Here is a 25,369-nt window from a genome sequence, read left to right as displayed (position 1 = left end):
GCAGAGGGCAAGACCGGGCACCGTCGCACCCGGACCGGCGCAGCACTTACCTGAACAGCATTCTGCGGACCATCCCGAGGGCTAGCGTCACAGCGCCTCCACCCACGGCCCCCGCGACAATCGTGGCTGTCAGAACGCCCGCATCACCGCCACCGGCCAGACCGGCCAGATCGCCCGCCCCCGCCATCGCCATGAGATGCGCGGCACTCCCGCCGCCTAGAACACCGGCCAGCGAATTGCCGATCACACTAAGGCTCATGGGCCTGAGCAGACCGCCCGCCAGATTGCCGCCCACGGCCCCCGCAATGAGGCTCAGGATCAATTCCATGCCATGCTCCCTCCATGACCCGACGACCGGGGCGCGGCCCCGCTCACAGCCCCTCTTTCAGCAATCTCTGCTTCTGCCGGTTCCAGTCGCGCTTGGCATCGGTCGCGCGCTTGTCGTGGTTCTTCTTGCCCTTGGCGATGCCGATCTTCAGCTTGGCAATGCCGCGATGATTGAAATACAGCACCAGCGGCACCAGTGTCATGCCCTTGCGCTGCGTCTCGCTCCAGAGCTTGGACAACTCCTTCTTCGAGGCCAGCAACTTGCGCCGCCTCTTTTCGTCATGGCCGAATGTCTTGGCCTGCTCGTAGGGCGCGATATAGGAATTCACCAGCCACAGCTCGCCATTCTCCACCATCGCATAGCTCTCGGCGATATTGGCACTGTTGACGCGCAGCGATTTCACCTCGGACCCCTCCAGAATGATCCCGCATTCCAGATCGTCCTCGATCGCATAATCATAACGTGCCCGCCGGTTCTCGGCGATCACCTTGTAGTTCGGATTTTCCTTTGCCTTGGCCATCCGGTCCTCCTATCGCCGCGCGCATCCACTGTCCAGCGGACCCATCGGTCAGGCCAGCGGATCAGGGGCGATGTTGCCACCGCAGACCAGCACCGCGACCCGCTCGCCCGGCTCGGGGACATAGGCACCGCACAAGAGCGCGGCAAGGGCGGTGGCCCCCGCTGGCTCCACCAATTGCCGCATGTCGCGCCACAACTGCGCCTGCGCATCGGTGATCGCGGCATCGGGCACCAGGACACTCTCGATCCCCTGCGCCTGCGCCAGACCATGGCAGATCTCCCCGATCCGCCGCGCGCCCAGCGCATTGGCCGCCACCCCCGAGACCTCCACATCGACCGGCCCACGGGCCGCCAACGCGGCGTGCAGCGCGCAAGAGGTTTCCGGCTCCACCGCGACAACCTTGCGCCGCCCCTCCAGCCAGCCCAGCGCCCCGGCGATCAGCCCGCCACCACCCACCGCAATCAGCACCGTATCGGCCGATAGCCCCTGCTCCTCCCATTCCGCCATCACCGTGCCCTGCCCGGCCACCGTCGCCTCGGCATCATAGGGATGCACCTGCATCGCCCCCGTCGCGGCCTGCCATTCGGCGGCGCGCTCGGCGGCCTCGGCATAGGCGCCGGGCACCACCGTCAGATCCGCCCCCTGCGCGCGGATAAGCGCGATCTTCGCCGGGCCCGCGATCTCGGGCACATAGATACGCGCCCGGTGCCCCAGCGCCGCCGCCGCATAGGCCACCGCCGCGCCGTGATTGCCGCCGGAGGCGGCGACAATCCCCGCCTCCGGCACCTCGGCCTGCAACAGCGTGTTGAACGCCCCGCGCGCCTTGAAACTCCCGGTATGCTGCATCTGCTCCAGCTTGAGCGCGACCGCACGCCCGCCCAGATCAAGCCCCGTGACCGGCGTGCGCCGCACATGCCCCGCAATCCGCACCCCCGCCTGAGAAATCAACGCCTGCCATGCCATCGCGCGCACCTCTTTGCCATCTCTGTTTTACCACGGGAGTCTGCGAACATGTCGAAAGCGACTTCAAGCGAATAACGGCCCCCGGCCTATAGCAGACCTCGAGTTGACAGACCCGCGCGAAACGCGGCCCAACGGGCCGCCGCGCATCGCCGTGCCGCCCCCCTGCGCGGCGATTTGGCTGCAACCTGCTCTGCGCCCGGATGTTTTTCGAGCTTGGCTAGCATAAAGCACTGCCAAACTAGCGTAGGATCGCCACACCGCGGCACGACGATGCGCGGCTCATCTCAGCGGACAATCACCTCAACTGCGTAAATCTCCGTGCCCCCCACCAAGCCCCCCAACACAGGTCTCGGTGGCGAAATGCGGAAAGCCGCCTTTTCTTGCCCGATCAAAGCCTATACGCCTGATAAAAAAGACCCAAGCAAGGATCGCATGCGATGAAAGACGACCGCCTGAGCCAGTTCCGCGATGCCCATTCGGACCGGTCCACCGCCGAGCAGGTGCCCGACACCGCCCAGACCCGCGCCCCCGCCTATCGTCTCGCCTTCGCCGATGACGATTTCCTGTGCCGGGACGAGCTGCGCCCCGTGCGTCTGCAACTCGAACTTCTGAAACCCGAGATGATCCTGAACGAGCGCGGCATTCAAAGCACCGTCGTCCTCTTCGGCGGCGCACGCATTCCCGAGCCGACGCACAAGGACACCGCCCGCACCAAGACGCTCGCCGACCTCTCGCGCTATTACGACGAGGCGCGCAAATTCTCGCGCCTGATGACCGAAAAATCCATGAGCACCTATGGCCGCGACTACGTGATCGCCACCGGCGGCGGGCCGGGCGTGATGGAGGCGGGCAATCGCGGCGCGGCGGATGCCGGCGGCGCCTCGATCGGCCTCAACATCGTGCTGCCGCATGAACAGGCCCCCAATGAGTATGTTACCCCCGGCCTGTGCTTCAACTTCCACTATTTCGCCATCCGCAAGATGCATTTCCTGATGCGCGCCCGCGCCATCTGCGTGTTCCCCGGCGGGTTCGGCACGCTGGACGAGACCTTCGAGGCGCTGACCCTCATCCAGACCGACCGCATGACCAAGGTCCCCTTCCTGCTCTTCGGCGAGGCATTCTGGCGCTCGATCATCAATTGGGAGGCCCTTTCAGAGGCGGGCACGATCAGCGCCGAGGATCTCGACCTCTTCCGCTTTGTCGAAACCGCCGACGAGGCGATGGAGATCATCGAGAACTGGCCCGAGACGTGACGCGCCGCGCGCCTCAGATGATCTCGTCCTCGTCATAGAGCGGCACGGCGTCGATATGGGCGCTGATGCCTTCGGCGGCAGCCTCGGCGCGGGAGGTTTCGGCGACGTGAAACAGCGCATCCCCCTCATAGACCACCGGCATGTTGGTGCGCCCGATGATGATGCCGCTTTCCTCGGCCACGACCTCGTTCTCGATATCGCCAAAGGCATTGGCGACCGCCCCCAGCACCGTGCCCGGCTGCACCGCGTCACCCACGGCGAGATAGCCGCGAAACAGCCCGCCGCGCGGCGCGCGATACCAGCTTGAACTGCGCGCGCCCACCGGCTGCCCCTTGGCACGCGGCACGCCCTTGGCCCCGATCATCTTGAGATGCCGCATCACCCGCAGGATGCCCGACACGCCCGCCCGCGCGGCAAATTCGTCGAACCGCAACCCCTCGCCGCCCTCATAGAGCAGCACATCGACTCCCGCCTCTTCCGCCGCCATCCTCAGCGATCCGTCGCGCAGCTTCGACTCCATCATCACCGGCGCGCCGAACGCGCGCCCCAATTCCTCCAGCCGGTCATTGCCGGGCGTGAGGCGCAGCTGCGGCAGGTTGGTGCGATGAATGGCCGCCGAATGCAGGTCGATGCCCACATCGGCGCGCATCACCACCTCATGCATGAAGATATGCGCCAGTTGCGACGCCATAGACCCCTCGCTCAGCCCCGGAAACACCCGGTTCAGATCACGCCGGTCCGGCAGGTAACGCGAATGGTTGAGAAACCCGAAGGTGTTGACGATCGGCACCGCCAGCAGCGTGCCCGCCATGGAATTGAGCGGCGCGGCACGCAGCAACCGCCGCACGATCTCGACGCCGATCACCTCGTCGCCGTGAATCGCCGCCGAGACGAACATCACCGGCCCCGCGCGCTTGCCATGCACCACCTCCACCGACAGGTGCACCGGCGTGTGATTGGACAGCGTGCTGACCGGAATATCGACGCGGGCGCGGGTGCCGGGGGCCACGGTGGCACTGCCGATCTCGAAGGGTTTACGCTTTGCCATGCCATCCTCTCGTCCGTCTCGCTGGTGCAGGCTTAGGCAATCCGCGCCGTGCTGTCCATGCCACGCCCCGCTTGATCCCCGGCCCTGCGCCCGGCTATGGCAGACGAAACCCGAGCGAAAGCGCCGCATGTCACATGTCCTGCCCCCTGCCTGCCCCGTCTGTCGCGCGCCTGATCCCGCGCCCTTCGGCCTGTTCGACGGCTTGGCATACTGGCGTTGCGATGAATGTCAGGCGCGCGGCCTGAACCCGGCGCATTACCCCGATGCCGCGACCGAGCGCGCGGAATACGACACACACCAGAACGACGTACACGATCCCGGATATCGCGCGTTTCTCGACCGGCTCGCCGCCCCGCTCCGGGCACGTCTCAAACCCGGCGCACGCGGCCTCGATTACGGCTGCGGCCCCGGCCCGGCACTGGCGCATATGCTGCGCGAGGCCGGGCATGACATGGCGATCTATGATACGTTCTATGCGCCCGACGTGGCCGTGCTCAAAACGCGCTATGATTTCATCACCTGCACCGAAACCGCCGAGCATTTCCACACCCCCGCCGAGGAATTCGACCGTCTAGGCGCGATGCTGCACCCCGGCGGTTGGCTCGCGCTGATGACCACCTTCCAGACCGAGGACACGCGCTTTGCCACCTGGCACTACCGCATGGACCCGACCCATGTGGTCTTCTACCGCGCCGCGACACTAGCCCATATCGCCGCCTCCCGCGGCTGGTCATGCGAGATCCCGCGCAAGGACGTGGCGCTGATGCAGGTGCCCGGACCATGACCAGCGCGCTGCACGACGCACGGCTGGCGGCGGTGGTCGCGGCGGTCACGGAAACAGGCGCGCGCACGGTGCTCGATCTGGGCTGCGGCTCAGGCGATCTGATCCTGCGACTGGCCCCCCTGGCCGCGATCACCCAGATCACCGGGCTCGACCTCGACCTGTCAGCCCTGCGCATATTGCAGGGGCGACTGGACGATCTGCCCTTGGCCGCACGCGCCAAGGTGCAGATCGCCCATGCCTCGATGACCGCCCGGCATGCCGCCCTGCGCGGCTATGAGTGCGCCTGCCTCGTGGAAACCATCGAGCATCTGCCGCTCGCGGATCTCAACCGGCTGGAGCGGGCGCTCTTCGGCGACATGCGCCCCCGCCACGTCATCGTGACCACCCCCAATGCCGAATATAACCCGGTTCTCGGCGTGCCCGCCCATCGCTTCCGCCATCCCGGCCACCAGTTCGAGTGGACCCGCGACCGCTTCGGCCAATGGGCCGACGGCGTGGCCACCCGCAACGGCTACGCGGTCACCCGCCGCGATATCGGCGCCACCCACCCTACCCTCGGCGGCGCAAGCCAAATGGCGCTTTTTACGCGTAGCGGGTGATGAAATTACGCAGGATGCGCTCGGGCGCATGCACATCCGCCGCGCGGCACATGGCAATCAGCTCATCGGCGGTCTCGGGCGGGAAATAGCCCTTGTGCCGGTAAATGCGGATGCGCGTCTCGAACCCGGCTGCATCGGCCTCGGGGTGAAACTGCGTCGCGTAGACATTCGCGCCATACCGCACCATCTGATAGGGGCAGGTCGGCGAGGCGACAAGATGCACGCAACCCTCCGGCAGGTCCTGCAACGCCTCCTTGTGACCCACGAAAGCGGCAAAGCGACCGGGAATGCCTTCCAGCAGCGGATCGTCACCGGCCTCGGGCGTGACGGTGCAATCGGCGGTGCCCACCGGCTCGCCATGGGCGCGCTTGGCGACATCGCCGCCCAGATGCTTGCCAAGGATGCCGATCCCGTAACAACAGCCCAGGAAAGGAATATCCTCACCGGTGATGCGCGGCATCAGCGACAGCACGGCCGCCTCGATCCGGGCCTCCTGCGGGGTCTTGTCCTCGGGCGCGTCGCTGACGCAGCCGGGGCCGCCACCGACGATCACCCCGGCGTAATCGGCCAGCCGCAGGTCGTAGGGCAGGTCCTGCTGGTCCAGCCGGATACGGTGGGTCTGCACCGCCTCCAGCCCGCCCTTGCGCAGGATCGCGGCATATTCGTCATCCGCCGCCTCGGTTTCGGGGCGCAGCTGAAGGATGAGAAAGGGCTTGGTCACGGGGCATCTCCTCGGGCTTTTAACTGGTTGCCCCGCAACGCGCGCGCCGTCAAGCCGCCACCTTGACGCCGACGCCCCCCGGGATAGGCTGCGCACATCTCGAAAAGGACCACACCATGCCCGGGACATCGCGCACACGGCCTCACACGGCATGACCCGCTCGCTCAGCCTTGCGGCCTACCTCGCCTATGCCCGGCGCGCCGGGCCATCCCCCACGCCCCCCGAAACGCCCCGGCCTGACGGTGCGGTGATCTGGGCGCATGCCGTCGATGCGGCCCGCGCCGACACGCTCATTCACCTTGCCAAACGGCTGACCCAGACCCGGCCCGGCCTGCACATGGTACTGACCGCCACGGTGCCCGAACTGCGCCGCAGACGCGCCGGCGGCACGGTGATCTGGCAGGCCCTGCCCGAGGACAACGTCCCCGCCGCCGATGCGTTTCTCGATCACTGGCGGCCCGATATCTGCCTCTGGACCGGGGGCGATCTGAAACCCGCGCTGATGGTCTGCGCCGCGCGCAAGGACATTCCACTCTATCTGGTAGATGCCGACGAGACGCTGCTGGAGCGTCCGGTCTGGCGCTGGTTTCCCGATCTGCCACGCGCCGTGCTGGGCAGTTTCACCGAGATCCTCGCCCGCAGCGAAGCGGCGGCGCGGCAGGTGCGCCGCCTCGGCGCACCCGAGCGGATCGTGAGCGTGACCGGCCCATTCCAGGAGGGCGCGCTGACCCTGCCCTTCAATCCCTCGGACCGCGAGGAGATGGCCGTGCTGCTGCTTGGCCGACCGGTCTGGCTGGCGGCGATGGTGCAGGTGGATGAGCTTGACACGATACTGCCCGCCCACCGCGAGGCAAGCCGCGTGGCGCATCGCTGCCTCCTGGTGATCGTGCCCGACGACCCCGCCGACAGCCTCAACATACGGGGGCGTCTGGATAGCGAGGGCTGGCGCTATGTCACTTGGTCCGAGGGCGAGATGCCGAGCGAGGCAACCCAGATCGTTCTCGCCGATACGCGCGGCGAGATGGGGCTGTGGTACAGGCTCGCGCCGATCACCTTCATGGGCTCCTCGCTGGTCTCTGGCGAATACGGCCGCGACCCGAACGAGCCTGCGGCGCATGGCTCGGCCATCCTCTACGGGCCCAACGTGGCCCGCTACCTGCACCGCTATTCGCGCTATGCCGAAGCGGGCGCCGCGCGCATCGTGCGCGACACCGACACGCTGTCGGGCGCCGTGCAGCGGCTGATGCCACCCGACCAGTCCGCCGCGATGGCGCATGCGGCATGGGACGTGGCCTCCAAGGGGGCTGCGGTGACCGACCAGATCGTGGACATGCTTCTTGATCGCCTCGACCGTCAGGACGCCGCACGATGAGGGCACCCGGTTTCTGGTTCACCCCACCCGACCGCCCCGATCCGCGCGCGCGCCTGCTGGCCCCACTGGGCTGGGCCTATGGCCGGATCGCCACGCGCCGCGCGGGCCGCACGCCCAACTGGCGCGCGCCGGTGCCGGTGATCTGCGTTGGTAACCTGAATGCAGGCGGCACCGGCAAGACCCCGACCGTGCAGGCGCTGGTCACGCTGTTACAGGACCGCGGGCACACGCCGGTGATCCTGTCGCGCGGTCATGGCGGGCGGTTGCGCGGGCCGGTGGCGGTGGACCCGGGCTACCATACGGCAGCGGATGTTGGCGATGAGCCGCTGCTCGCCGCCGCCTTCGCCCCGACATGGATCGCCCGCGACCGCGCAACGGGGGCGCGCGCGATCATGGAGCAGGCGCAGGCCAGCGGCGCACAGATCGACTGCATCGTGATGGATGACGGTCACCAGAACCCGCAACTTTCCAAGGACCTCTCTCTGGTCGTGGTGGATGCGGTCAAAGGCTTCGGCAACGGGCGCTGCATGCCTGCGGGGCCGTTGCGAGAGCCTGTTCCATCGGGCCTTAAGCGCGCCGACCTTCTGCTGTCCATCGGGCCGCAGGCCGCGCAGGAAACCTTCGACGCGGCATGGGGCGACCTGATCCAACCGCCAAACATACGTGCACGTATGGAGCCATTGCAGACCGGCATGGACTGGCGCGGCGCACGGCTGCTGGCCTTCGCCGGGATCGGCCATCCCGAGAAATTCTTCGCCACGCTGCAAGGCCTCGGGGCCGATCTGGTGCGCGGCGAGGCGCTTGAGGATCATCAGCCTCTGACCACCGCGCTGATGACCCGCCTGACGCGCGAGGCACAGCTGCGCGGCGCACAACTGGTCACCACCGAAAAGGACGCGGTGCGCCTGCCGCCCGAGTTTCGACGTCAGGTCCTGAGCCTTCCGGTGCGATTGCGGATCATGGACGGCGCCCCGCTCGACGCGGCACTCCGCCGCGTCGGGCTGTGACAGGCAGCCTTACTCGGCGAGTTTCTCGTCGATGATACCCTTCAGCTCGTCATAGGCCATGTTGGAATATTTCTGCTCGTTGATGATCAGCGTTGGCGTGGAGTTCACCTCATGCGCCTCGGCGTTCTCCTGATACCACGCGACCAGCGCCTTGGCCTTGGCCTCGTCATTCAGGCAGGCGTCGAGCGCATCCGGCTCGATCCCCGCGACCTTGCCGATGCGGCGCAGGTTCTCGGCGATCTCGGCGGGCTGGCCGTTGGTCCATTCGCGCTGCTGCTCATAGAGCATGTCGGAGATGCCAAAGAACTTCTCTTCCCCGCCGCAGCGCGCCACTATCGAGGCCCACAGACCGAACCGGTCGAAATACACATCGCGATAGATGAAATGCACCTTGTCGGTCTCGATATAGTCAGCCTTCAGCTCCTTGAGCGGACCATTGTGGAAACTGGCGCAATGCGGGCAGGTAAAGGACGCATATTCGATGATCTTCACCTTGGCATCCGCCGGGCCCATCGTCATTTCGGTGACCTGCGAGGTATCGGCGTCCTGCGCCTGAACGGGGCCTGCAAGCATGGCAAGGGCCAACGCCCCGGTTGCGATCAGTTGTTTCATCGTCTCACCTTTGTCTGTTCGGAAAGTTCAGCGTTGCGATCTGGCTAATACGTTGCGCGCCAGCGATTCCAGCGCAGCCCGCAAACCGTCATCACTCACCGGCGCGGCCAGTTCAGTGGCAGCCCGGGTGGTTTCGGGGGCGGGCGCGACCGGGGTCTTGGCCTTGGGGCGGTGATCGAAATCCACCTGCCCGTCGGCAAAGCCGGTGGGGGCCGTCTGGGTGATGCGAATGCGCGAGATGGCGTTATAGCCGTAGACGGCGTTGACCCGCTCGCGCAGCTGTTCCTTCTGCATTTCCAGCATCGGCGCCTGCGCGCCGGTGGTCAGCACGGTCAGCGTCGCGCCCATCCCCTGCCGGGCATAAGAGACCTCGACCGGCCGGGCGATGGCGGCGATCTCCTCGCCCGCGATCTCGGCCCAATGGGTCAGCAGGCGCGACTGCGCGAACCCGCGCATTTCCGAGGCACGGCGAATGCTGGGCTGGAGCAGCGCCGAGGTGCGCTTGAACCCGTATGTCGTCTGCTTTCGGCTGGCCATGCTTGGCACCCTCCTCATTGGCGCTAATCTATGCCATGTGGGCCCGGATGCCAGACCTGATTGAGAGATGGGTAATAAACTATGCGTTATGCCGCCGATCCGCATGACCTGCTGCGCTGGTATGACGCCCATGCCCGCGCCCTGCCATGGAGAGTCTCGCCCGCCGACCGGGCGGCAGGCGTGCATCCCGATCCCTATCGCGTCTGGCTGAGCGAGGTCATGCTGCAACAGACCACGGTTGCCGCCGTGAAGGCGTATTTCGAGCGGTTCACCACGCTCTGGCCCACCGTGGGTGATCTGGCGGCGGCCCCGGATGCGCAGGTGATGGGCGAATGGGCCGGGCTTGGATATTACGCCCGTGCCCGCAACCTGCTGAAATGCGCGCGGGTGGTGGCAGAGGACCACGGCGGCACCTTTCCCGACACGCGCGCCGGGCTGATGGCCCTGCCGGGCATCGGCCCCTACACGGCGGCAGCGATCGCCGCCATCGCCTTTGACCGGGTGGAGGTGGTGGTCGATGGCAATGTCGAGCGGGTGATGGCCCGACTGCACGACATCCACACCCCCCTACCCAAGGCCAAACCGGACCTGACCGAGGCGGCAGCGCATCTGACACCCGAGACCCGGCCCGGAGATTACGCGCAGGCGGTGATGGATCTCGGTGCCACGATCTGCACGCCGAAATCGCCCGCCTGCGGCATTTGCCCGTGGATGGAGGCCTGCGCCGCGCGCCGCGCGGGCACGGCGGCGGACCTGCCCCGCAAGACCCCGAAAAAGCCCAAACCGACCCGGCTGGGCTACGCCTATGTCGCGCGCCGCAGCGATGGCGCGTGGCTGCTGGAGGAACGCCCCGACAGCGGCCTTTTGGGCGGCATGCTGGGCTGGCCCGGCAGCGACTGGAACGACGCGCCGGACCCCGCACCGCCCCTGAGCGCCGATTGGCACATGATCGACGCCGCGGCGCGCCACACCTTCACCCATTTTCACCTGCGACTGAGGATTCTCGTGGCCGAGGTCCCGCACGACACCCCGCCGGAGCGCGGCGCATTCCACGCGGCTCACAGCTTCCGCTCCGCGCATCTGCCCACCGTGATGCGCAAGGTATTCGATCTTGCGCAGGGCGCACTTGCGGATACAATCTGAACCAATCGGTCTAGCCGAATAGAGGAGTGTGTGATGATCCCCGCCCCGCAGGTCGCCAGGCTCAGCCGGGCCATGCCGTTCTGGATGTCGCTGCTGCTCATACCTGTCGCCATCCTCGGCGCGCTTCACGGCGGCTGGACGGTGATCCTGCTGCCCGTGATGACGTGGTACTTCTTTTCCATCCTCGACGCGTTCCTCGGCCTCTACACCGAGAACGCCGATCTTGAGACGCGCGAGGATCAGCTGACCTGGTACAAGGCGATCACGCTCATTTGGGCCCCGCTGCAGTTCGGCCTGCTCTTCTGGATGATCTGGTATGTCACCGGGCCCGGCGACGCGCATCTCTCAGCGCTGGAAACCATCGTGCTGTTTTTCGGCGTCGGGGTGATCACCGGCACCGTCGGGATCAACTACAGCCACGAACTGATGCACCAAAAGGACCGGGGCGAGCGGTTTCTGGGCGATCTCCTGTTGGCCATGGTGCTCTATTCGCATTTCCGCTCGGAACATCTGCAGGTGCATCACCGCCATGTCGGCACCCCGCGCGATCCGGTGACGGCGCGCTATAACGAGGGGTTCCACCGCTTCTTTCCGCGCGTGCTCCGGGGCAGCTTCCTCTCCGCCTTCCGCGCCGAGCGCGACATGCTCGCGCGCAAGGGACAGCCCTGGCACGATCCGAGAAACCCGTTCTTCCGCTATTGGGTCCTGCAGGGGATCATGGCCTTGCTGGCGGTTCTGGTCGGCGGCTGGATCGGCCTTGCGCTCTTTGTCTGGCAGGCCTTCGTCGCCATCTGGCAGCTGGAACTGGTCAACTACATCGAGCATTACGGCCTGACCCGCAAACATCTGGGCAATGGCAAGTACGAGCATGTGCAACCCCGCCATAGCTGGAACGCCGCGCACAAGGCATCGAACTGGCTGCTGATCAACCTGCAGCGCCATTCCGACCACCACTACAAGCCCGACCGCCGCTTTCCTCTTTTGCAGAACTATACCGAGGCGGACGCCCCGCAATTGCCCTATGGCTATCCGCTGATGACCATGGCGGCGATGGTGCCGCCCGTCTGGCGGCGGGTGATGAACCCGCGCGTGCGCCGCTGGCGGCAGATGTATTACCCCGAGATCACCGACTGGCGGCACTATAACCGGGCGCAGAACCCGGTGCCGCGCTAGGCAGCGTGACGCCGTCACGCGTCAGGACCAAGGCAAGAAAGTTTAAAACTTTCTTGACCGGAATTTTTTCAAAATTCCGCCGCAGCCCAGCCCCGTCAGGCCGCCACCTGATCCAGCAAATGCCCGGTCTTCACGTAAATCAGACAGCCCTCATCGGAAAACGGCGTATGCTCGGACAGATGCGGGCTGCGCAGCCACGTCCCCGCGGGATAATCGCCATGCTCATCCTGAAACGTCCCCTCCAGCACGAAAATCTCTTCCCCACCCCAATGGCGATGCGCGTTGAACCGCGTGCCGGGGGCCCAACGCACCAGCGCCACGGCCTCGTTCACCGCCGCATGCAGCGGCAGCACGCTCAGCCCCTCGACCTGCCCGGGCCGGAACGCGGCCTCGTTCGTGTCGATATGGAACTGTTCGGTATCCGACGGGTCGAACTGATGCAGCTTCACCAGGATGGTGCAGCCCTCGCGCGTGTGCGGCTTGTGCCGGGTGCCGATGGGATTGCGCACATAGGTGCCCGCCGGATAGTCCCCCGATTCGTCCGAGAACACCCCGTCGAGCACGAAATATTCCTCACCCCCACCATGGGTGTGCGCATCGAACCAAGAAACAGGCGCGAACCGCACGATGGTCGTGGCGCGCGCCACCTCGTCGCCAATCCGGTCGAGCATCATCCGCTCCACCCCGCCGGCCGGCGATTGGACCCAGTCGTAATCTTCGGGCCGGATCACGACCCGCTGTGAGAAATCGGCATTCAGGCGCATGTTAGTCCTCCTGAACCGGAAATGAGCGCCAGCCCCGCGAATTCAAGCAGCGTCCATCGCCGCCCGTGCCTCGGCGAACGACAACAGCCGCCGCGCCTTTTCATCCCACAGATGCAGCCGCGCATTCGCAAGGCTCTCGCGGATGGTCATCCGGTTGATCTCCGCGAGGTGGACGTGATCGCGCAGCACCTCGGGCAGGCGGTAGAACGGGATCCGGCTGTTGACATGATGGACATGGTGAATGCCGATATTGGCACTCAGCCATTGCATCCAGCCGGGCATCACGTAATGCGAACTGCCCTCAAGTGCCGCATCGTGCAATTGCCAGTTTTCCTCGGCCTCCCAATGGGTGGTCTCGAACTGGTGCTGCACGTAGAACAGCCACATCCCAGCCGTCGCTGCCAGCACCGTCGAGGGCAGGAAGATCAGCAGGATCGGCATCACCCCTCCGAACCAGCCCACCAGCGCCAGCACCACCAGAAGCACGGCATTGGTGGCCATCGCGCTGACCCAATAGCGCGCGCGACCCATGAAGCCGAGCGGCAGCCGGTTCTCCAGCAGGAAGATGTAGCCCGGCCCCAGCCCGAACAGCACCACCGGGTTGCGGTAGAGCCGGTATTTCAGCCGCTGGAACGGCGTGAGGGCTGCATATTCCGCCACCGTCAGGGTCTGAATATCGCCGATCCCGCGCCGCCCCAGATTGCCCGAGGAACTGTGATGGATCGAATGCGAATGCCGCCAGACGTCATAGGGCGTCAACGTCACCACACCCAGCGCACGCCCCAACCAGTCGTTGAGCGTCCGGCTCCTGAAGAATGCCCCATGCCCGCAATCATGCTGGATCGCGAAAAGACGCAACAGGAATGGCGCTGCGCAGATCGCCAGCACAAGGGTCAGCGCATAGCTGACCGACAGCGCCCACCAGGCCAGCCCCCACAAGGCCAGGAACGGCCCAAGGGTGACGGCCAGCTCGAAGGCGGCGCGCGGCGAACTCGGCTCACGGTATTTCGCGAGGAGCTGCGCCCACTCCCTGCCAGCCCGAATTTCGGGCTGCGGCAGGACGGGATTGGAATGATCGGGCATGTGCCTGCTTTTTTTGTCTCGATGGCGAACTGAATAGAGGATTGGCGGGCGTTTGCAAACGCTGCGTTGATCCCAGCCCTGCGCTATTTGACCACGCCGGGACATTTTCGCCGCTCACGCCACGCAAAAGCCCCGCAGGCCAAACCTGCGGGGCTTTGAATCTTGCCTTGCTTGGGGGGCCAGACCGGTCAGCTGGTCTTCTTGCCCTTGATCGGCGCCCAGATCCGCTTGTTGGTGAGATAGAGCAGCACCGACAGAACGGTCAGGAAGATCACCCCGGACAGACCCGCATGCTTGCGCGCCATCATCTTGGGCTCCGCCGTCCACATCAGGAACGCCGCCACATCCTCGGACTGTTGCTCCAGCGTCGCCTCGGTGCCGTCGTCATATTCGACATCGTCACCCCAGAGCGGCTGCGCCATCGCAATCCAGCTGCCGGGCACGGTCGGATGACCATGCTCGTCCTTGCACTCGTCCGGATAGCCACCGGCGGTGAAGGCGGCATTATAGCTGCCCTCGAAATCCTCCGGCGCACATTCCGGCGGCTCTTCATAGCCAACCATCAGCGAGTAGATGTATTCCGCCCCGCCCATGCCCTTGAAGAGCTGCGCCAGACCGGTGCCGTAGGGCCCGTGGAACCCGGCCCGCTTTTTCGCCATCAGCGACAGGTCAGGCGCGTTTTCCAGCTGCGACATCGGGAAATGATCCACCGGCTTGGCCGCCCGGAAATCATCGATCTCCTCGTCATAGACCTCGAACTGCCCGGCATAGGCGCGCATCTGATCGTCGGGCAGGTGCGGCCCGCCCTCATCCGAGAGCGTGCGCAGCGGCACGTATTGCAGCCCATGGCAGGCCGAACAGACCTGCGTATAGACCTTGAGGCCCCGCTGAAGCTGGTTCTGGTCGAACTTGCCGAACGGCCCCTCGAAGGAAAAGTCGACATTCTCGATATGCGCTTCTCCCCCGGCGGCCAACGCGCCACCGGCTGAAAGGGACAGCGCCACGAGGGCCGCAATGCCTGTTTTCTTGAACATTGTCATCCGTCCTTTCTTATTCGGCAGGCGTTTCGGCCTTGCCATAATGCGCATCGAAGTCCTCTTCGATGGTGGCAGGCGCGGCCTCGGGTTTCTCGATCACGCCCAGAAGCGGCAGGATCACCAGGAAGTAGGCGAACCAATAGGCAGACGCGATCAGCGATATCGTCGAATAGGGCGGTTCTGCCGGCATCGCGCCGACCCACATCAGGACCACGAAGTCGATGCAGAGCAGCCAGAACCACCACTTGAACATCGGACGATAGCGGCCCGAGCGCACCGAAGAGGTATCGAGCCACGGCGCCAGCGCCATCACCGCAATCGCGCCGAACATCGCCAACACGCCGAAGAACTTGGCGTCGATGATCCCGCCGGTAATCCAGCTTGCGAACATCACCACCCACACGTCCGAGGTAAACGCGCGCAGAATCGCGTAGAACGGCAGGAAGTACCATTCCGGCACGATGTGCGCGGGCGTCACCAGTGCGTCGGCCTCGATATAGTTGTCGGGGTGCCCGAGGTAGTTGGGCATGAAGCCGACGATCGCGAAGAAGACGACCATGATCACGCCAAGCGCAAACAGGTCCTTGATCACGAAATAGGGCCAGAACGGCACGGTGTCCTTCTCGGCCTCGGCCTTCGACGTGCGGCGCACATCAACCCCGGTGGGGTTGTTGTTGCCGGTGGTGTGGAAGGCCCAGATATGCAGCGCCACCAGCGCCGCGATGACGAAGGGCAGCAGGTAGTGCAACGAGAAGAAGCGGTTGAGCGTGGCATTGTCCACCGCCGGTCCACCCAGAAGCCATGTCTGGATCGCATCACCGACGAACGGGATCGCGCCGAACAGGCCGGTGATCACCGTGGCCCCCCAGAACGACATCTGCCCCCAGGGCAGAACATAGCCCATGAACGCCGTGCCCATCATGGCGAGATAGATCAGCATGCCGATGATCCACGTGACTTCGCGCGGGGCCTTATACGACCCGTAATAGAGACCGCGGAAGATATGCAGATAGACGGCGACAAAGAACAATGAGGCACCGTTCATGTGCAGGTAGCGGATGAAATGCCCGCCATTCACGTTGCGCATGATATGCTCGACCGAGGCGAAGGCCATGTCGACATGCGGCGTGTAATGCATCGCGAGGATGATGCCAGTGACGATCTGCAACACGAGGCAGAAGGTCAGGACGATCCCCCAGATCCACATCCAGTTGAGGTTCTTGGGGGTCGGGATCATGATGGTGTCATAGAGCAGCCCGACGATGGGCAGGCGCGAGTGAAGCCACTTTTCGCCGCCGGTCTTGGGCTCGTAATGATCGTGTGGAATTCCGGACATATGCGCGTTTCCTTATCCCAGTTGGATCGTCGTATCGTCGACGAATTCGGCCACGGGAATCCAGAGGTTCTCGGGCGCGGGGCCTTTGCGGATGCGTCCCGCCGTGTCGTAGTGAGAGCCGTGGCAAGGGCAGAACCAGCCGCCGAAGTCACCGGCACCGTCCCCGATAGGCACGCAGCCCAGGTGGGTGCAGACGCCGATCATCACCAGCCATTCGCCCGCCTCGTCCAATGTGCGGTTCTGGTCGGCAGCGTCCAGCGACATATTGTTGCGATTCTGCGCATTCTGATCGGGCAGGGCCGACAGTTCGACCGCGCGCGCAGCCTCGATCTCTTTTTCGGTGCGGCGACGGATGAAGACCGGCTTGCCGAGGAACTTGACGCTGATCTGCGAGCCCGGATTGACCCCGGCCACATCGACGCGGATCGAGGACAGGGCCTGCACATCCGCCGACGGGTTCATCTGATTGACCAGCGGCCAGACGGCCGCCCCTGCGGTGACGGCACCTGCGCCTGCGGTGGCGTAGTAGAGGAAATCCCTCCGGGTGCCTTCGTGATCTTCTGCGTGGGACACGAGGTTTACTCCATTATATCAGAGCCGCTTGCGGCCTCATACGGTGTTCGGGCCACAGGATTCCCGCGACCACTCTGCCCGGCTATTTAGCGGGGGTTTGCACACCCGTCCAGCCTCCATTGCCCCAAGATGCGGTCAGAGCGCGCATCTGTCGCGCTTGTTTTCCCGCCAGATTGCGCTCACGCGGCCTCCGGCGCGGTCAGCGCCATGCTCTCACGGGCGGAAAACCCGGCATACCATGTCTCCAGCGCCGGTCGCCCCGCGCGCCAGCCCCGCGCCTCATGGCGAAAATCGAGATAACCCAATGCGCAGCCCATCGCGATATGGCTCATGTCCAAAGGCCCGGCCAGATGGCTCATCCAGCGCGCCTCGACCGCGTCGAGCGCCCGGGCGGCCTTGGCCCATTGCGCCTCGACCCAAGGGCCATATTGCATCTCTTCGGGGCGAAACCGCGCCTCGTAGGTCATGGCCAGCGCGGCCTCCATGATCCCCTCGGCGGTGGCCTCCAGTGTCAGCACCTCCCACAGCCGCGCCTGCGGATAAAGCCCGCCCCCCGCCAGATCATCGAGATAGCGGGTGATCACCCGGCTGTCATAGAGCGTGGCCCCGCCCTCGCGCACCAGCGCCGGGATTTTGCCCAGCGGATTGGCCGAGGCGGCGTTCGGGTCGGTCTCCAGCGGCGTGGTGGCGAGATTCACCACCGTGACCTGATCCTCCAGCCCGGTCTCAAGCAGCAGGACGCGCACCTTGCGCACGAACGGAGAAAGCGGAGAGGCGATGAGTTGCATGGCTCGGGTCCTGTGAATGGGGGCACAGGCCGGACGCTAGGGGGCGGCAACCCGAGTGTAAAGCGGGATCGGCCTCACGACAGGCATCCCGGGGGCCGCGCGCGCGGCCCCCTCCGGCGTCACCTCAAAACTCCACCACGGCGCGGATCGACTCGCCCTTGTGCATCAGCTCGAACCCCTCGTTGATCTGGTCGAGGCTCAATTTATGGGTGATCATCGGGTCGATCTCGATCTTGCCCTGCATGTACCAATCGACAATCTTCGGCACATCGGTGCGCCCGCGCGCGCCGCCAAACGCCGTGCCGCGCCAGCTGCGCCCGGTCACCAGCTGGAACGGCCGAGTGGAAATCTCGGCCCCCGCCGGTGCCACGCCGATGATGATGCTCTCACCCCAGCCCTTATGCGCAGATTCCAAGGCCGCGCGCATCACGCCGACATTGCCGGTGGCATCAAACGTGTAATCCGCGCCGCCGCCGGTCAATTCGACCAGATGCGCCACCAGATCACCCTCCACCTCCTTGGGGTTGACGAAGTCGGTCATTCCGAAATGCGTCGCCATCTCGACCTTGCCGGGGTTGAGATCGACGCCCACGATCTGATCCGCCCCCGCCAGCCGTAGCCCCTGAATGACGTTGAGCCCGATGCCACCCAGCCCGAATACGATCGCGGTCGAGCCCAGCTCCACCTTGGCGGTGTTGATCACCGCGCCGATGCCGGTGGTCACACCACAGCCGATATAGCAGATCTTGTCGAAGGGCGCGTCCTTGCGCACTTTCGCCAGCGCAATCTCCGGCACCACGGTGTGATTGGCGAAGGTCGAGCAGCCCATGTAATGATGGATCGGCGTGCCATCCAGCATCCGGAACCGCGTCGTGCCATCGGGCAACAGGCCCTGCCCTTGCGTCGAGCGGATCGCCTGGCAGAGGTTGGTCTTGGGATGCAGGCAATAGTCGCATTCGCGGCATTCGGGCGTATAGAGCGGGATCACGTGATCACCCACTTCGAGGCTCGTCACCCCCTCGCCGACCTCAATGACGACACCGGCCCCCTCATGGCCCAGAATGGCCGGGAAAATCCCCTCAGGGTCGTCGCCCGAGCGGGTGAACTCGTCGGTATGACACAGCCCCGTCGCCTTGATCTCCACCAGAACCTCACCCGCCTTCGGGCCGTCCAGCTCAACCTCCATGATCTCCAACGGTTTCCCGGCCTCAACGGCCACGGCAGCACGTGTGCGCATGATCTGTCCTCTCGTTTGATTTTTCCTGATTTTGGGCGAAATGCCGCAAGGTTTCAACACAATGTGCGACACCTGCTTGCGCGCCGCCGACGAATGCCTTTGTCTCGGACAGAGGCCAGATCGGAGGGGCTGGATATGCGTCATGATGTTGTCTTTATGGTCGCAACGATCGCGCTCGCCGCCTGTAGACCCGCCGAGTCCCCACCGCCCGACAGGGCCGAAAACTGCGGCGCAGAGGCGCTCCAGCACCTTGTCGGCCAGCCGCGATCCGCGCTCGACACCGAGGCGATCACCGCGTCCACCCGTATCCTGCCGCCCGGCGCGATGAGGACAATGGACCACCGCCCCGACCGCCTGAACGTGGATCTCGACGGCACCGGCACGATCCAGCGCCTCTGGTGCGGCTGACATCGGAGCAGGACTCGACTCTGCATACCTACAGCCCTAATTTAGAACAAATCATGAACAAGTACTGCCATGCCTGCCCGCCGCATTCTCTCTGTCTGGTTTCCCCGGCTCGGGGCCGAACGTCTCCTGCGCCGCCGGGGCGATGCGGGTGCGCGACCCTTTGCCGTGGTCGCCGATGACGGCCAGCGGCAGGTGCTCTCCTCCCTCTCCCCCGAGGCCGAGGCGGCCGGGCTCACCCAAGGCCAGCCCCTGCGAGAGGCGATGGCGCTCTGCCCCGAGCTGGCGACCCAAACCCAGCACCGCGCCGCCGAGGCCGCCTTCCTGCGCGCGCTCGCCCGTTGGGCGGATCGCTTCTCGCCGCTCGTGGGCGTGGACGGCACCGACGGGCTGCGCCTCGATATCACCGGCTGCGCCCATCTCTTCAGCGGCGAGGCGGCATTGATCGACAGCCTGACAGACGAGGCCAGGGCACTCGGCCTGACCACCCGCTGCGGGCTCGCCGACACGCTCGGCGCGGCCTGGGCACTGGCGCGCTTTGCCGGGCAGGGCACCGCACCGGGCCGCTCCGGCGACGCCATCCAGCAGGAGGCCCGCGCCACCCGTTCCCGCGCCGCCAAGCGACCGCATTGGGCCCGCGCCCGGCCCCAATCAACCGGCACCGCGCAGATCGCCCCGCCGGGACAGATGCACGCCGCCCTCGCCCCCCTGCCCATCGCGGCCCTGCGCCTGCCCGAGGCAACGCTGCACGATCTCGGCCGCCTCGGGTTGCGCCGGATCGGCGACTTGATCGGCCAGCCCCGCGCCGGGCTGGGGCGGCGCTTCGGCCCGCATCTCATGCAGCGGCTCGATCAGGCGCTCGGGCTGGTGCCCGAACCGCTCTCGCCCACCGCCCCGCCACCGCATTTCGCCACCAGGCTGAGCCTGCCCGACCCGATCGGCCTGACCGAGGATATCCGCGCCGGGCTCGCGCGACTGACCGACCGGCTCTGCGTCCGGCTGCGCGAGCAGGGGCAGGGCGCGCGCCACCTGCGATTCGAGGCGTTCCGCAGCGATGGCAGCCTGCAGGTGCTCGAACTGCGCCTCGCCCGCCCCAGTCACGCGCCCGAGACGATCCTGCCGCTGATGGAGGGCCAGCTTGACCGGCTCGACGCGGGCTTCGGCATCGACGTGATGCGGCTCGAGGCGCGGGTCACCGAACCCACAGCGCCCCGCCAGCTGCGCAGCCCCGAGCATGACCCCGAGGCCGGGCACAGCGCGCAGGCCGCACTCGATGACCTCATCACCCGGCTGGGCGGGCGCATCGGCCTCGATGCGATCACCCGCCGCCACCCCGCCGAGAGCCGCATCCCCGAGAAAACCGCGACCACACTCGCCGCCGCCTGGTCCGAGCCCGCCCCCGGCCCCTGGCCCGCGCCCGAACATCCCCGCCCGCTGCTGATCTGGCGGCCCGAACCCCTGCGCGTGCTGGAGCCCGCCCGCCCCTGCGCCGCCTTCCACTGGCGCGGGCGCGAACATCGCGTCACCGCCGCCATCGGCCCCGAACGCATCGCCCCCGAATGGTGGTTCGACGACCCCGACTGGCGCAGCGGCCTGCGCGATTACTGGCAGATCGTCACCACCCGCGGCGAGCGGCTCTGGCTCTTTCAGGCGCATGGCGGACAGGTCTCAGGCGGATGGTTCTGCCAGGGGCGGTTTGCGTGAGAGATATGAAATCGCTTGATTCGCGCAGAATTTGACGCAAGTCTGAGGGTATGAGCCTGCATCCCCTCGGCCCCTTCCCCGGCACACAGCCCCAGCCACAGGACCAAGTGGCATTCCAGCGCGACGAGTTAGGCGTGATCCTGTCGCTCTACGGGCGCATGGTGGCGGCGGGGGAATGGCGCGATTACGGCATTTCCTGCCTGCGCGAGGTGGCGGTCTTCTCGATCTTCCGCCGCACCGCCGAACAGCCGCTCTACCGGGTCGAGAAACGCCCCAAGCTGCGCGACAAACAGGGGCAATACAGCGTCATCGGCATGGATGGCCGGATCCTGAAACGCGGCCACGACCTGCGCACCGTGCTGCGCGTGCTCGAACGCAAGCTTATCCGCGCGGTCGACTAAACACCCGCCTCGCCAACCCCCTATCCCACATCCGTGCGCCCGCGCCGGTCCGGGCGCAGCGCGGCATAAAGAACATGGGTCCGCCAGCGCCCGTTGATCTGCAGATAGCTTTGCGCGACGCCCTCATATTTGAAGCCGCATTTCTCCAGCAACCCACGCGAGGCGTGGTTCTCCGGCAGGCAGGCCGCCTCGATCCGGCTCAGGTCCAGCCGGTCAAAGGCGTAATGCACCACCCCCGCAATCGCCTCGCCCATATAACCCTGCCGCGCATGCGGCTGCCCGATCCAATAGCCCAGCGTGCCCGCCTGCGCCGGGCCGCGCCGGATATGATCCAGCGTGATCGCCCCCAGAAGGGTCTGATCGTCGCGCCGGATCAGAAACAGCGGCAGCGCCGAGCCGCTGGTGATCGACCGCTGCGCCCAGAACACCCGGTTGGAAAACCCCTTGCGCGCCAGATGATCGGCGGCCCAGGCAGGCTCCCACGGCATCAGGAAATCGGCGCTCTGCGCGCGCAGGCCGCTCCAGTCACGGAAATCGCTCATCGCCGGTTGCCGCAGGGTCAGACGCTCGGTCTCGATCCTGAGCTTCCGGCGCGGCAAGAGCAACATCAGGCCGCGCGCCGCGCGTTGAGGCTGTCGAGGGTCGGCGATTTCGACACCGGACCATAGAGCGCCAGCGCCGTGGGCGCGCGCGTCACGGTCTGCTCGGCCAGACGCCGCACATCCGCCAGCGTCACCGCGTCGATCCGCTCCACCACTTCCGGAAGATCGGGCACCCGGCCCCAGATCTGCAGCATCCGCGCCAGCCGTTCGGCCCGGTTGCTCGGGCTCTCCAGTCCCATCAAGAGCCCCGCCTTCATCTGCGCCCGCGCCCGCTCGACCTCGGCATCCGACATGTCTTCGGCCGCACGCTTCATCTCGTCCACAGTGATCCCCGCCAGATCGCCCATCTGATCCTCGGACGTGCCCGCATAGATCGTCAGCATGCCGGTATCGGCATAGGCCCCGGCCTGCGCGAAGATCGTATAGCACAGACCCCGCCGCTCGCGGATCTCCTGAAAGAGCCGCGACGACATCGACCCGCCCAGCGCCGAGGCATAGATCTGCGCGGTATAGATATCGGGATGCCCGTATTCGGGGCTCTCGAACGCCAGCGCGAAATGCGCCTGCTCCAGATCCTTCACGTGCCGCGTCTCGCCGCCCGCGAACCGCGCCCTAGGCGGCTCGATCGTGTCGCTCGGGATCATGTCGCCATAGGTCGCCTCGGCCATCTTCACCAGCGCGTCGTGATCCACAGCACCCGCCGCCGCCAGCACCATCTGCCCGGGCCGGTAATACTGATCGACGAACCCCTCCAGATCGGGCTTGCCAAAGCCGCGCACCCGCGCCTCGGCGCCCAGAATGGTGCGGCCCAGCGGATGGTCAGGGTATGCCTGCTCCTGCAACCAGTCAAAGATGATGTCGTCGGGCGTATCCGCCGCCTGCCCGATCTCCTGGAGGATCACACCCCGCTCCACCTCGATCTCGCGCGGATCGAACACCGGATTGCGCAGGATATCGGCGACCACATCCATCGCCAGCGGCACATCGTCCTTCAGCACACGGGCATAATAGGCGGTCACCTCGCGGCTGGTATAGGCGTTGATATAGCCGCCCACATCCTCAATCGCCTCGGCGATCTGCAACGCGCTGCGCCGCTTGGTGCCCTTGAAGGCCATATGCTCCAAAAAATGCGCGATGCCGTTCTGCTCGGCCCGCTCATGGCGTGCGCCCGCCATGACCCAGACACCGATAGCCGCCGATTCCAGTCCGGGCATATACTCGCTCGCGATGCGAAATCCGTTCGGCAGCGTGGTCAGTTCTACACTCAATGCGTGATCCGTTCCTTGATCAATGTTTCGATAGCGCCAAGGTCATTGGCAATGCGCGTCACGCGCTCATCCCGCTCATACAGGTCCGCCATACGCTCGGGCAAGGGGGGGTGAATGCCGCTCGCCTCTTCGACAGCCGCCGGAAACTTGGCCGGATGCGCCGTGGCCAGCGTGATCATCGGCACGCCGGGGCTGCGATGTTCCTCGGCCACATGCACGCCCACCGCGCTATGCGGGCAGAGCAACTCGCCGGTGCGATCCCATGTCTGCCGGATCGCGGCACGTGTCGCGTCCTCGTCACAGCGCCCGCTCTCAAACGCCTCGCGCAACGCCTGCAACGCGCCCTGACTGACGGAAAATCCCCCGGCCTTCAACTCGTCCATCACCTGCGCCACCGCCCCGCCATCCTGCCCGTAGGCATAATAGAGCGCGCGCTCGAAGTTGGAACTCACCTGAATATCCATCGACGGGCTGATCGACGGGATCACCCCGTCGGGCCGATACTCCCCACTGCTCAGACAGCGATGCAGGATATCGTTCTGATTGGTCGCCACCACCAGCTTGTCGATGGGCAACCCCATGCGCCGCGCGATATAGCCCGCAAAGATATCCCCGAAATTGCCCGTCGGCACGGTGAACGACACCTTGCGATCGGGCGCACCAAGGCTCACCGCAGAGGTGAAATAATACACCACCTGCGCCAGCACCCGCGCCCAGTTGATGCTGTTCACCCCGGCCAGCCGCACCCCGTCGCGGAACTCGAAATCGTTGAACATGTCCTTCACGCGCGCCTGCGCATCGTCGAAATGCCCGTCGATGGCCAGCGCATGTACATTGCTCTCACCCGGCGTCGTCATTTGCCGCCGCTGCACCTCGCTGACGCGGCCATGCGGATAGAGTATGAACACATCCACCGCATCAAGCCCCCGAAACGCCTCAATCGCCGCCGACCCGGTATCGCCGGAGGTCGCACCCACAATGCTCACCCGATTGCCCGAGCGTTTGAGCGAGAATTCGAACATCTGCCCGATCAGCTGCATGGCGAAATCCTTGAACGCCAGCGTCGGGCCGTGGAACAGCTCCAACAGGAAATGCCCGCTATCCAGCTGCTTCAACGGTGCCCGCGCCGCGTGGCCAAAGCCCTCATAGGCCCGCGCGATGATCCCGCGAAATTCGGCGTCGGTGAAGGCATCCCCGATGAACGGCCGCATCACCCGGAACGCGGCCTCCTCATAACTCACCCCGTGCAGCGCGCGGATATCCTCGGCGCTCATCTGCGGGATGCTCTCGGGCAGGTAAAGCCCGCCATCGCGCGCCAGCCCGGTCAGCATCGCCTCTTCAAAGCACAAGCTGGGCGCACGGCCCCTCGTCGAGATGTAGTTCACCGCTGCTGCCCTTCCCTTGGCTGGCGCATCCGCCAGATGAAAAACCCGGTCATCGCGGCCCATATGGCGGCCAGCGAAAACCACGTGATCGCGTAACTCAGGTGATCGTTCGGAATCCCGCTCGTGTCTACCGGCAGCGGCGTCACGCCCTGTTCCGGCGGCGACACCTCGCGCGCGATGATCATCAGCGGCTCGGTCTCTAGCACCTCTGCCATCCGCGCGATGTCCCGGGCGAACCACATGTTGCCCGGCACATCGTTCTCGGGCGTCGAACTCAGCCGGTCATCGGGCCAGTGCAGGTTGCCGACAACACGCACCACACCCCCGGTCTCGGGGATCTCTTCCGCCACCTTGACGAAGCCGCGATCCAGCAGCACCCGCCGCCCCTCGGTCTCGAAGGCGGAAATCACCCGGTATCCCGCGCCGACCTGCTTCTGACTGACCAGCACCCGCAGCGCCCGCGCGCCGATCTCACCCGCCGCCCGAACCGGCAGATACCGGTCGACCTCCGGCTCCACAACCTCGGGCAGCGGCACCGGCTCGGCGGAAATCCGGCCCTCGATCTCGGCCAGCACACCCTCTTTCCAGGCCAGCCGCTCGACCTGCCACTTGCCCAGCGACACCAGCACCGCCACACCGGCAATGCCAAAGATCAGCGGCACCAGAACACTCTTTCGCATGGGTCCCTCTCAAAAGGAAAATGCGGGAGGGCCAAATCCCCCCGCA

Annotated in this window: 28 protein-coding genes; 10 read left to right on the top strand and 18 right to left on the bottom strand. The window is 65.8% G+C overall.

Annotation, left to right across the window (positions count from 1 at the left end):
• Positions 1–46: 46 nt before the first annotated feature.
• From BMX04_RS15395 to BMX04_RS15385, 3 genes are read right to left on the bottom strand one after another with little or no spacing between them, the layout of a single operon-like run.
• A complete protein-coding gene (locus tag BMX04_RS15395) occupies positions 47–328 on the bottom strand; it encodes a hypothetical protein (RefSeq protein ID WP_074787791.1) in 282 nt (93 codons plus the stop codon).
• A 43-nt stretch (positions 329–371) separates the two neighbouring features.
• Positions 372–848 carry an SsrA-binding protein SmpB gene (gene smpB / locus BMX04_RS15390; RefSeq protein ID WP_050663977.1) on the bottom strand — a complete coding sequence of 159 codons (477 nt, stop codon included), beginning with the start codon at positions 846–848 and terminating at the stop codon, positions 372–374.
• Positions 849–896: 48 nt separating this feature from the next.
• Positions 897–1,811 (bottom strand): threonine/serine dehydratase, encoded by a 915-nt coding sequence (locus BMX04_RS15385; RefSeq protein WP_074787790.1) that lies wholly within the window; start codon positions 1,809–1,811, stop codon positions 897–899.
• 437 nt (positions 1,812–2,248) lie between these two features.
• Between BMX04_RS15385 and BMX04_RS15380 the strand changes: the two genes are divergently transcribed.
• Entirely contained in the window at positions 2,249–3,064 is an 816-nt protein-coding gene (locus BMX04_RS15380; RefSeq protein ID WP_074787789.1) for an LOG family protein, read from the top strand.
• Between the two features lie 13 nt (positions 3,065–3,077).
• Here BMX04_RS15380 and BMX04_RS15375 read toward each other — a convergent pair whose 3' ends face one another.
• The gene (locus BMX04_RS15375) at positions 3,078–4,112 is read right to left on the bottom strand and encodes a succinylglutamate desuccinylase/aspartoacylase family protein (RefSeq protein ID WP_074787788.1); all 1,035 of its coding nucleotides are present in this window, start codon (positions 4,110–4,112) and stop codon (positions 3,078–3,080) included.
• Between the two features lie 127 nt (positions 4,113–4,239).
• Here BMX04_RS15375 and BMX04_RS15370 point away from each other — a divergent pair, with 127 nt between their 5' ends.
• On the top strand, positions 4,240–4,896 hold the full coding sequence (locus BMX04_RS15370) for a class I SAM-dependent methyltransferase (protein WP_074787787.1): 657 nt from the start codon (positions 4,240–4,242) through the stop codon (positions 4,894–4,896).
• A complete protein-coding gene (locus tag BMX04_RS15365) occupies positions 4,893–5,495 on the top strand; it encodes a methyltransferase domain-containing protein (protein ID WP_074787786.1) in 603 nt (200 codons plus the stop codon). Before BMX04_RS15370 ends, BMX04_RS15365 begins: the two co-directional genes overlap by 4 nt.
• On the opposite strand, the gene BMX04_RS15360 is transcribed toward BMX04_RS15365, so the two are convergent.
• Positions 5,479–6,216 carry a glutamine amidotransferase gene (locus BMX04_RS15360; RefSeq protein WP_074787785.1) on the bottom strand — a complete coding sequence of 246 codons (738 nt, stop codon included), beginning with the start codon at positions 6,214–6,216 and terminating at the stop codon, positions 5,479–5,481. The genes BMX04_RS15365 and BMX04_RS15360 overlap by 17 nt on opposite strands.
• Positions 6,217–6,367: 151 nt before the next feature.
• Between BMX04_RS15360 and BMX04_RS15355 the strand changes: the two genes are divergently transcribed.
• Complete coding sequence (locus BMX04_RS15355) at positions 6,368–7,588, top strand: 3-deoxy-D-manno-octulosonic acid transferase (RefSeq protein ID WP_074787784.1); 1,221 nt, start codon at positions 6,368–6,370, stop codon at positions 7,586–7,588.
• Entirely contained in the window at positions 7,585–8,595 is a 1,011-nt protein-coding gene (lpxK, locus tag BMX04_RS15350; protein ID WP_074787783.1) for a tetraacyldisaccharide 4'-kinase, read from the top strand. The genes BMX04_RS15355 and lpxK overlap by 4 nt, the downstream gene beginning before the upstream one ends.
• A gap of 9 nt (positions 8,596–8,604) precedes the next feature.
• Here the strand turns inward: lpxK and BMX04_RS15345 are convergent, their stop codons facing one another.
• The gene (locus BMX04_RS15345) at positions 8,605–9,207 is read right to left on the bottom strand and encodes a DsbA family protein (protein WP_074787782.1); all 603 of its coding nucleotides are present in this window, start codon (positions 9,205–9,207) and stop codon (positions 8,605–8,607) included.
• 27 nt (positions 9,208–9,234) lie between these two features.
• Complete coding sequence (locus BMX04_RS15340; protein ID WP_074787781.1) at positions 9,235–9,744, bottom strand: DUF721 domain-containing protein; 510 nt, start codon at positions 9,742–9,744, stop codon at positions 9,235–9,237.
• 81 nt (positions 9,745–9,825) lie between these two features.
• On the opposite strand from BMX04_RS15340, the gene mutY reads away from it, so the two are divergent.
• Both mutY and BMX04_RS15330 read left to right on the top strand, forming a co-directional pair.
• A complete protein-coding gene (gene mutY / locus BMX04_RS15335) occupies positions 9,826–10,887 on the top strand; it encodes an A/G-specific adenine glycosylase (protein ID WP_074787780.1) in 1,062 nt (353 codons plus the stop codon).
• Between the two features lie 33 nt (positions 10,888–10,920).
• Complete coding sequence (locus tag BMX04_RS15330; protein WP_074787779.1) at positions 10,921–12,060, top strand: alkane 1-monooxygenase; 1,140 nt, start codon at positions 10,921–10,923, stop codon at positions 12,058–12,060.
• Between the two features lie 95 nt (positions 12,061–12,155).
• On the opposite strand, the gene BMX04_RS15325 is transcribed toward BMX04_RS15330, so the two are convergent.
• From BMX04_RS15325 to BMX04_RS15295, 7 genes are all read right to left on the bottom strand, one after another.
• Positions 12,156–12,824 carry a cupin domain-containing protein gene (locus BMX04_RS15325; protein ID WP_074787778.1) on the bottom strand — a complete coding sequence of 223 codons (669 nt, stop codon included), beginning with the start codon at positions 12,822–12,824 and terminating at the stop codon, positions 12,156–12,158.
• Between the two features lie 42 nt (positions 12,825–12,866).
• Entirely contained in the window at positions 12,867–13,907 is a 1,041-nt protein-coding gene (locus BMX04_RS15320; RefSeq protein WP_074787777.1) for a fatty acid desaturase, read from the bottom strand.
• Between the two features lie 188 nt (positions 13,908–14,095).
• Positions 14,096–14,947 carry a cytochrome c1 gene (locus tag BMX04_RS15315; protein ID WP_074787776.1) on the bottom strand — a complete coding sequence of 284 codons (852 nt, stop codon included), beginning with the start codon at positions 14,945–14,947 and terminating at the stop codon, positions 14,096–14,098.
• A 10-nt stretch (positions 14,948–14,957) separates the two neighbouring features.
• On the bottom strand, positions 14,958–16,280 hold the full coding sequence (gene petB / locus BMX04_RS15310; RefSeq protein WP_074787775.1) for a cytochrome b: 1,323 nt from the start codon (positions 16,278–16,280) through the stop codon (positions 14,958–14,960).
• A gap of 12 nt (positions 16,281–16,292) precedes the next feature.
• Positions 16,293–16,853: a ubiquinol-cytochrome c reductase iron-sulfur subunit gene (petA, locus tag BMX04_RS15305; protein ID WP_074787774.1), complete on the bottom strand. Its 561-nt coding sequence runs from the start codon at positions 16,851–16,853 to the stop codon at positions 16,293–16,295.
• A 179-nt stretch (positions 16,854–17,032) separates the two neighbouring features.
• Positions 17,033–17,641, bottom strand: a complete 609-nt coding sequence (locus BMX04_RS15300; protein WP_074787773.1) for a glutathione S-transferase — start codon at positions 17,639–17,641, stop codon at positions 17,033–17,035.
• 124 nt (positions 17,642–17,765) lie between these two features.
• Positions 17,766–18,878, bottom strand: coding sequence for an S-(hydroxymethyl)glutathione dehydrogenase/class III alcohol dehydrogenase (locus BMX04_RS15295; protein ID WP_074787772.1), 1,113 nt, complete (start codon positions 18,876–18,878; stop codon positions 17,766–17,768).
• A gap of 135 nt (positions 18,879–19,013) precedes the next feature.
• On the opposite strand from BMX04_RS15295, the gene BMX04_RS15290 reads away from it, so the two are divergent.
• The 3 genes from BMX04_RS15290 (at position 19,014) to BMX04_RS15280 (ending at position 21,388) form a co-directional block, all read left to right on the top strand.
• Complete coding sequence (locus tag BMX04_RS15290) at positions 19,014–19,286, top strand: I78 family peptidase inhibitor (RefSeq protein ID WP_074787771.1); 273 nt, start codon at positions 19,014–19,016, stop codon at positions 19,284–19,286.
• Positions 19,287–19,355: 69 nt separating this feature from the next.
• Entirely contained in the window at positions 19,356–20,987 is a 1,632-nt protein-coding gene (locus BMX04_RS15285; protein WP_074787770.1) for a Y-family DNA polymerase, read from the top strand.
• A 50-nt stretch (positions 20,988–21,037) separates the two neighbouring features.
• Entirely contained in the window at positions 21,038–21,388 is a 351-nt protein-coding gene (locus BMX04_RS15280) for a DUF2794 domain-containing protein (RefSeq protein ID WP_074787769.1), read from the top strand.
• 20 nt (positions 21,389–21,408) lie between these two features.
• On the opposite strand, the gene BMX04_RS15275 is transcribed toward BMX04_RS15280, so the two are convergent.
• From BMX04_RS15275 to BMX04_RS15260, 4 genes are read right to left on the bottom strand one after another with little or no spacing between them, the layout of a single operon-like run.
• Positions 21,409–21,996 carry a GNAT family N-acetyltransferase gene (locus BMX04_RS15275; protein WP_074787768.1) on the bottom strand — a complete coding sequence of 196 codons (588 nt, stop codon included), beginning with the start codon at positions 21,994–21,996 and terminating at the stop codon, positions 21,409–21,411.
• Positions 21,996–23,258, bottom strand: a complete 1,263-nt coding sequence (locus BMX04_RS15270; protein WP_074787767.1) for a M16 family metallopeptidase — start codon at positions 23,256–23,258, stop codon at positions 21,996–21,998. Before BMX04_RS15270 ends, BMX04_RS15275 begins: the two co-directional genes overlap by 1 nt.
• The gene (thrC, locus tag BMX04_RS15265) at positions 23,255–24,643 is read right to left on the bottom strand and encodes a threonine synthase (protein WP_074787766.1); all 1,389 of its coding nucleotides are present in this window, start codon (positions 24,641–24,643) and stop codon (positions 23,255–23,257) included. Before thrC ends, BMX04_RS15270 begins: the two co-directional genes overlap by 4 nt.
• Positions 24,640–25,323, bottom strand: a complete 684-nt coding sequence (locus BMX04_RS15260; protein WP_074787765.1) for an SURF1 family protein — start codon at positions 25,321–25,323, stop codon at positions 24,640–24,642. Before BMX04_RS15260 ends, thrC begins: the two co-directional genes overlap by 4 nt.
• Positions 25,324–25,369 lie beyond the last annotated feature (46 nt).

Source organism: Roseovarius tolerans, from assembly GCF_900109855.1.
Lineage (GTDB): Bacteria > Pseudomonadota > Alphaproteobacteria > Rhodobacterales > Rhodobacteraceae > Roseovarius > Roseovarius tolerans.
The sequence above is the reverse complement of the archived record's forward strand: the minus strand, read 5'-3'. Positions and strand labels throughout refer to the sequence as shown.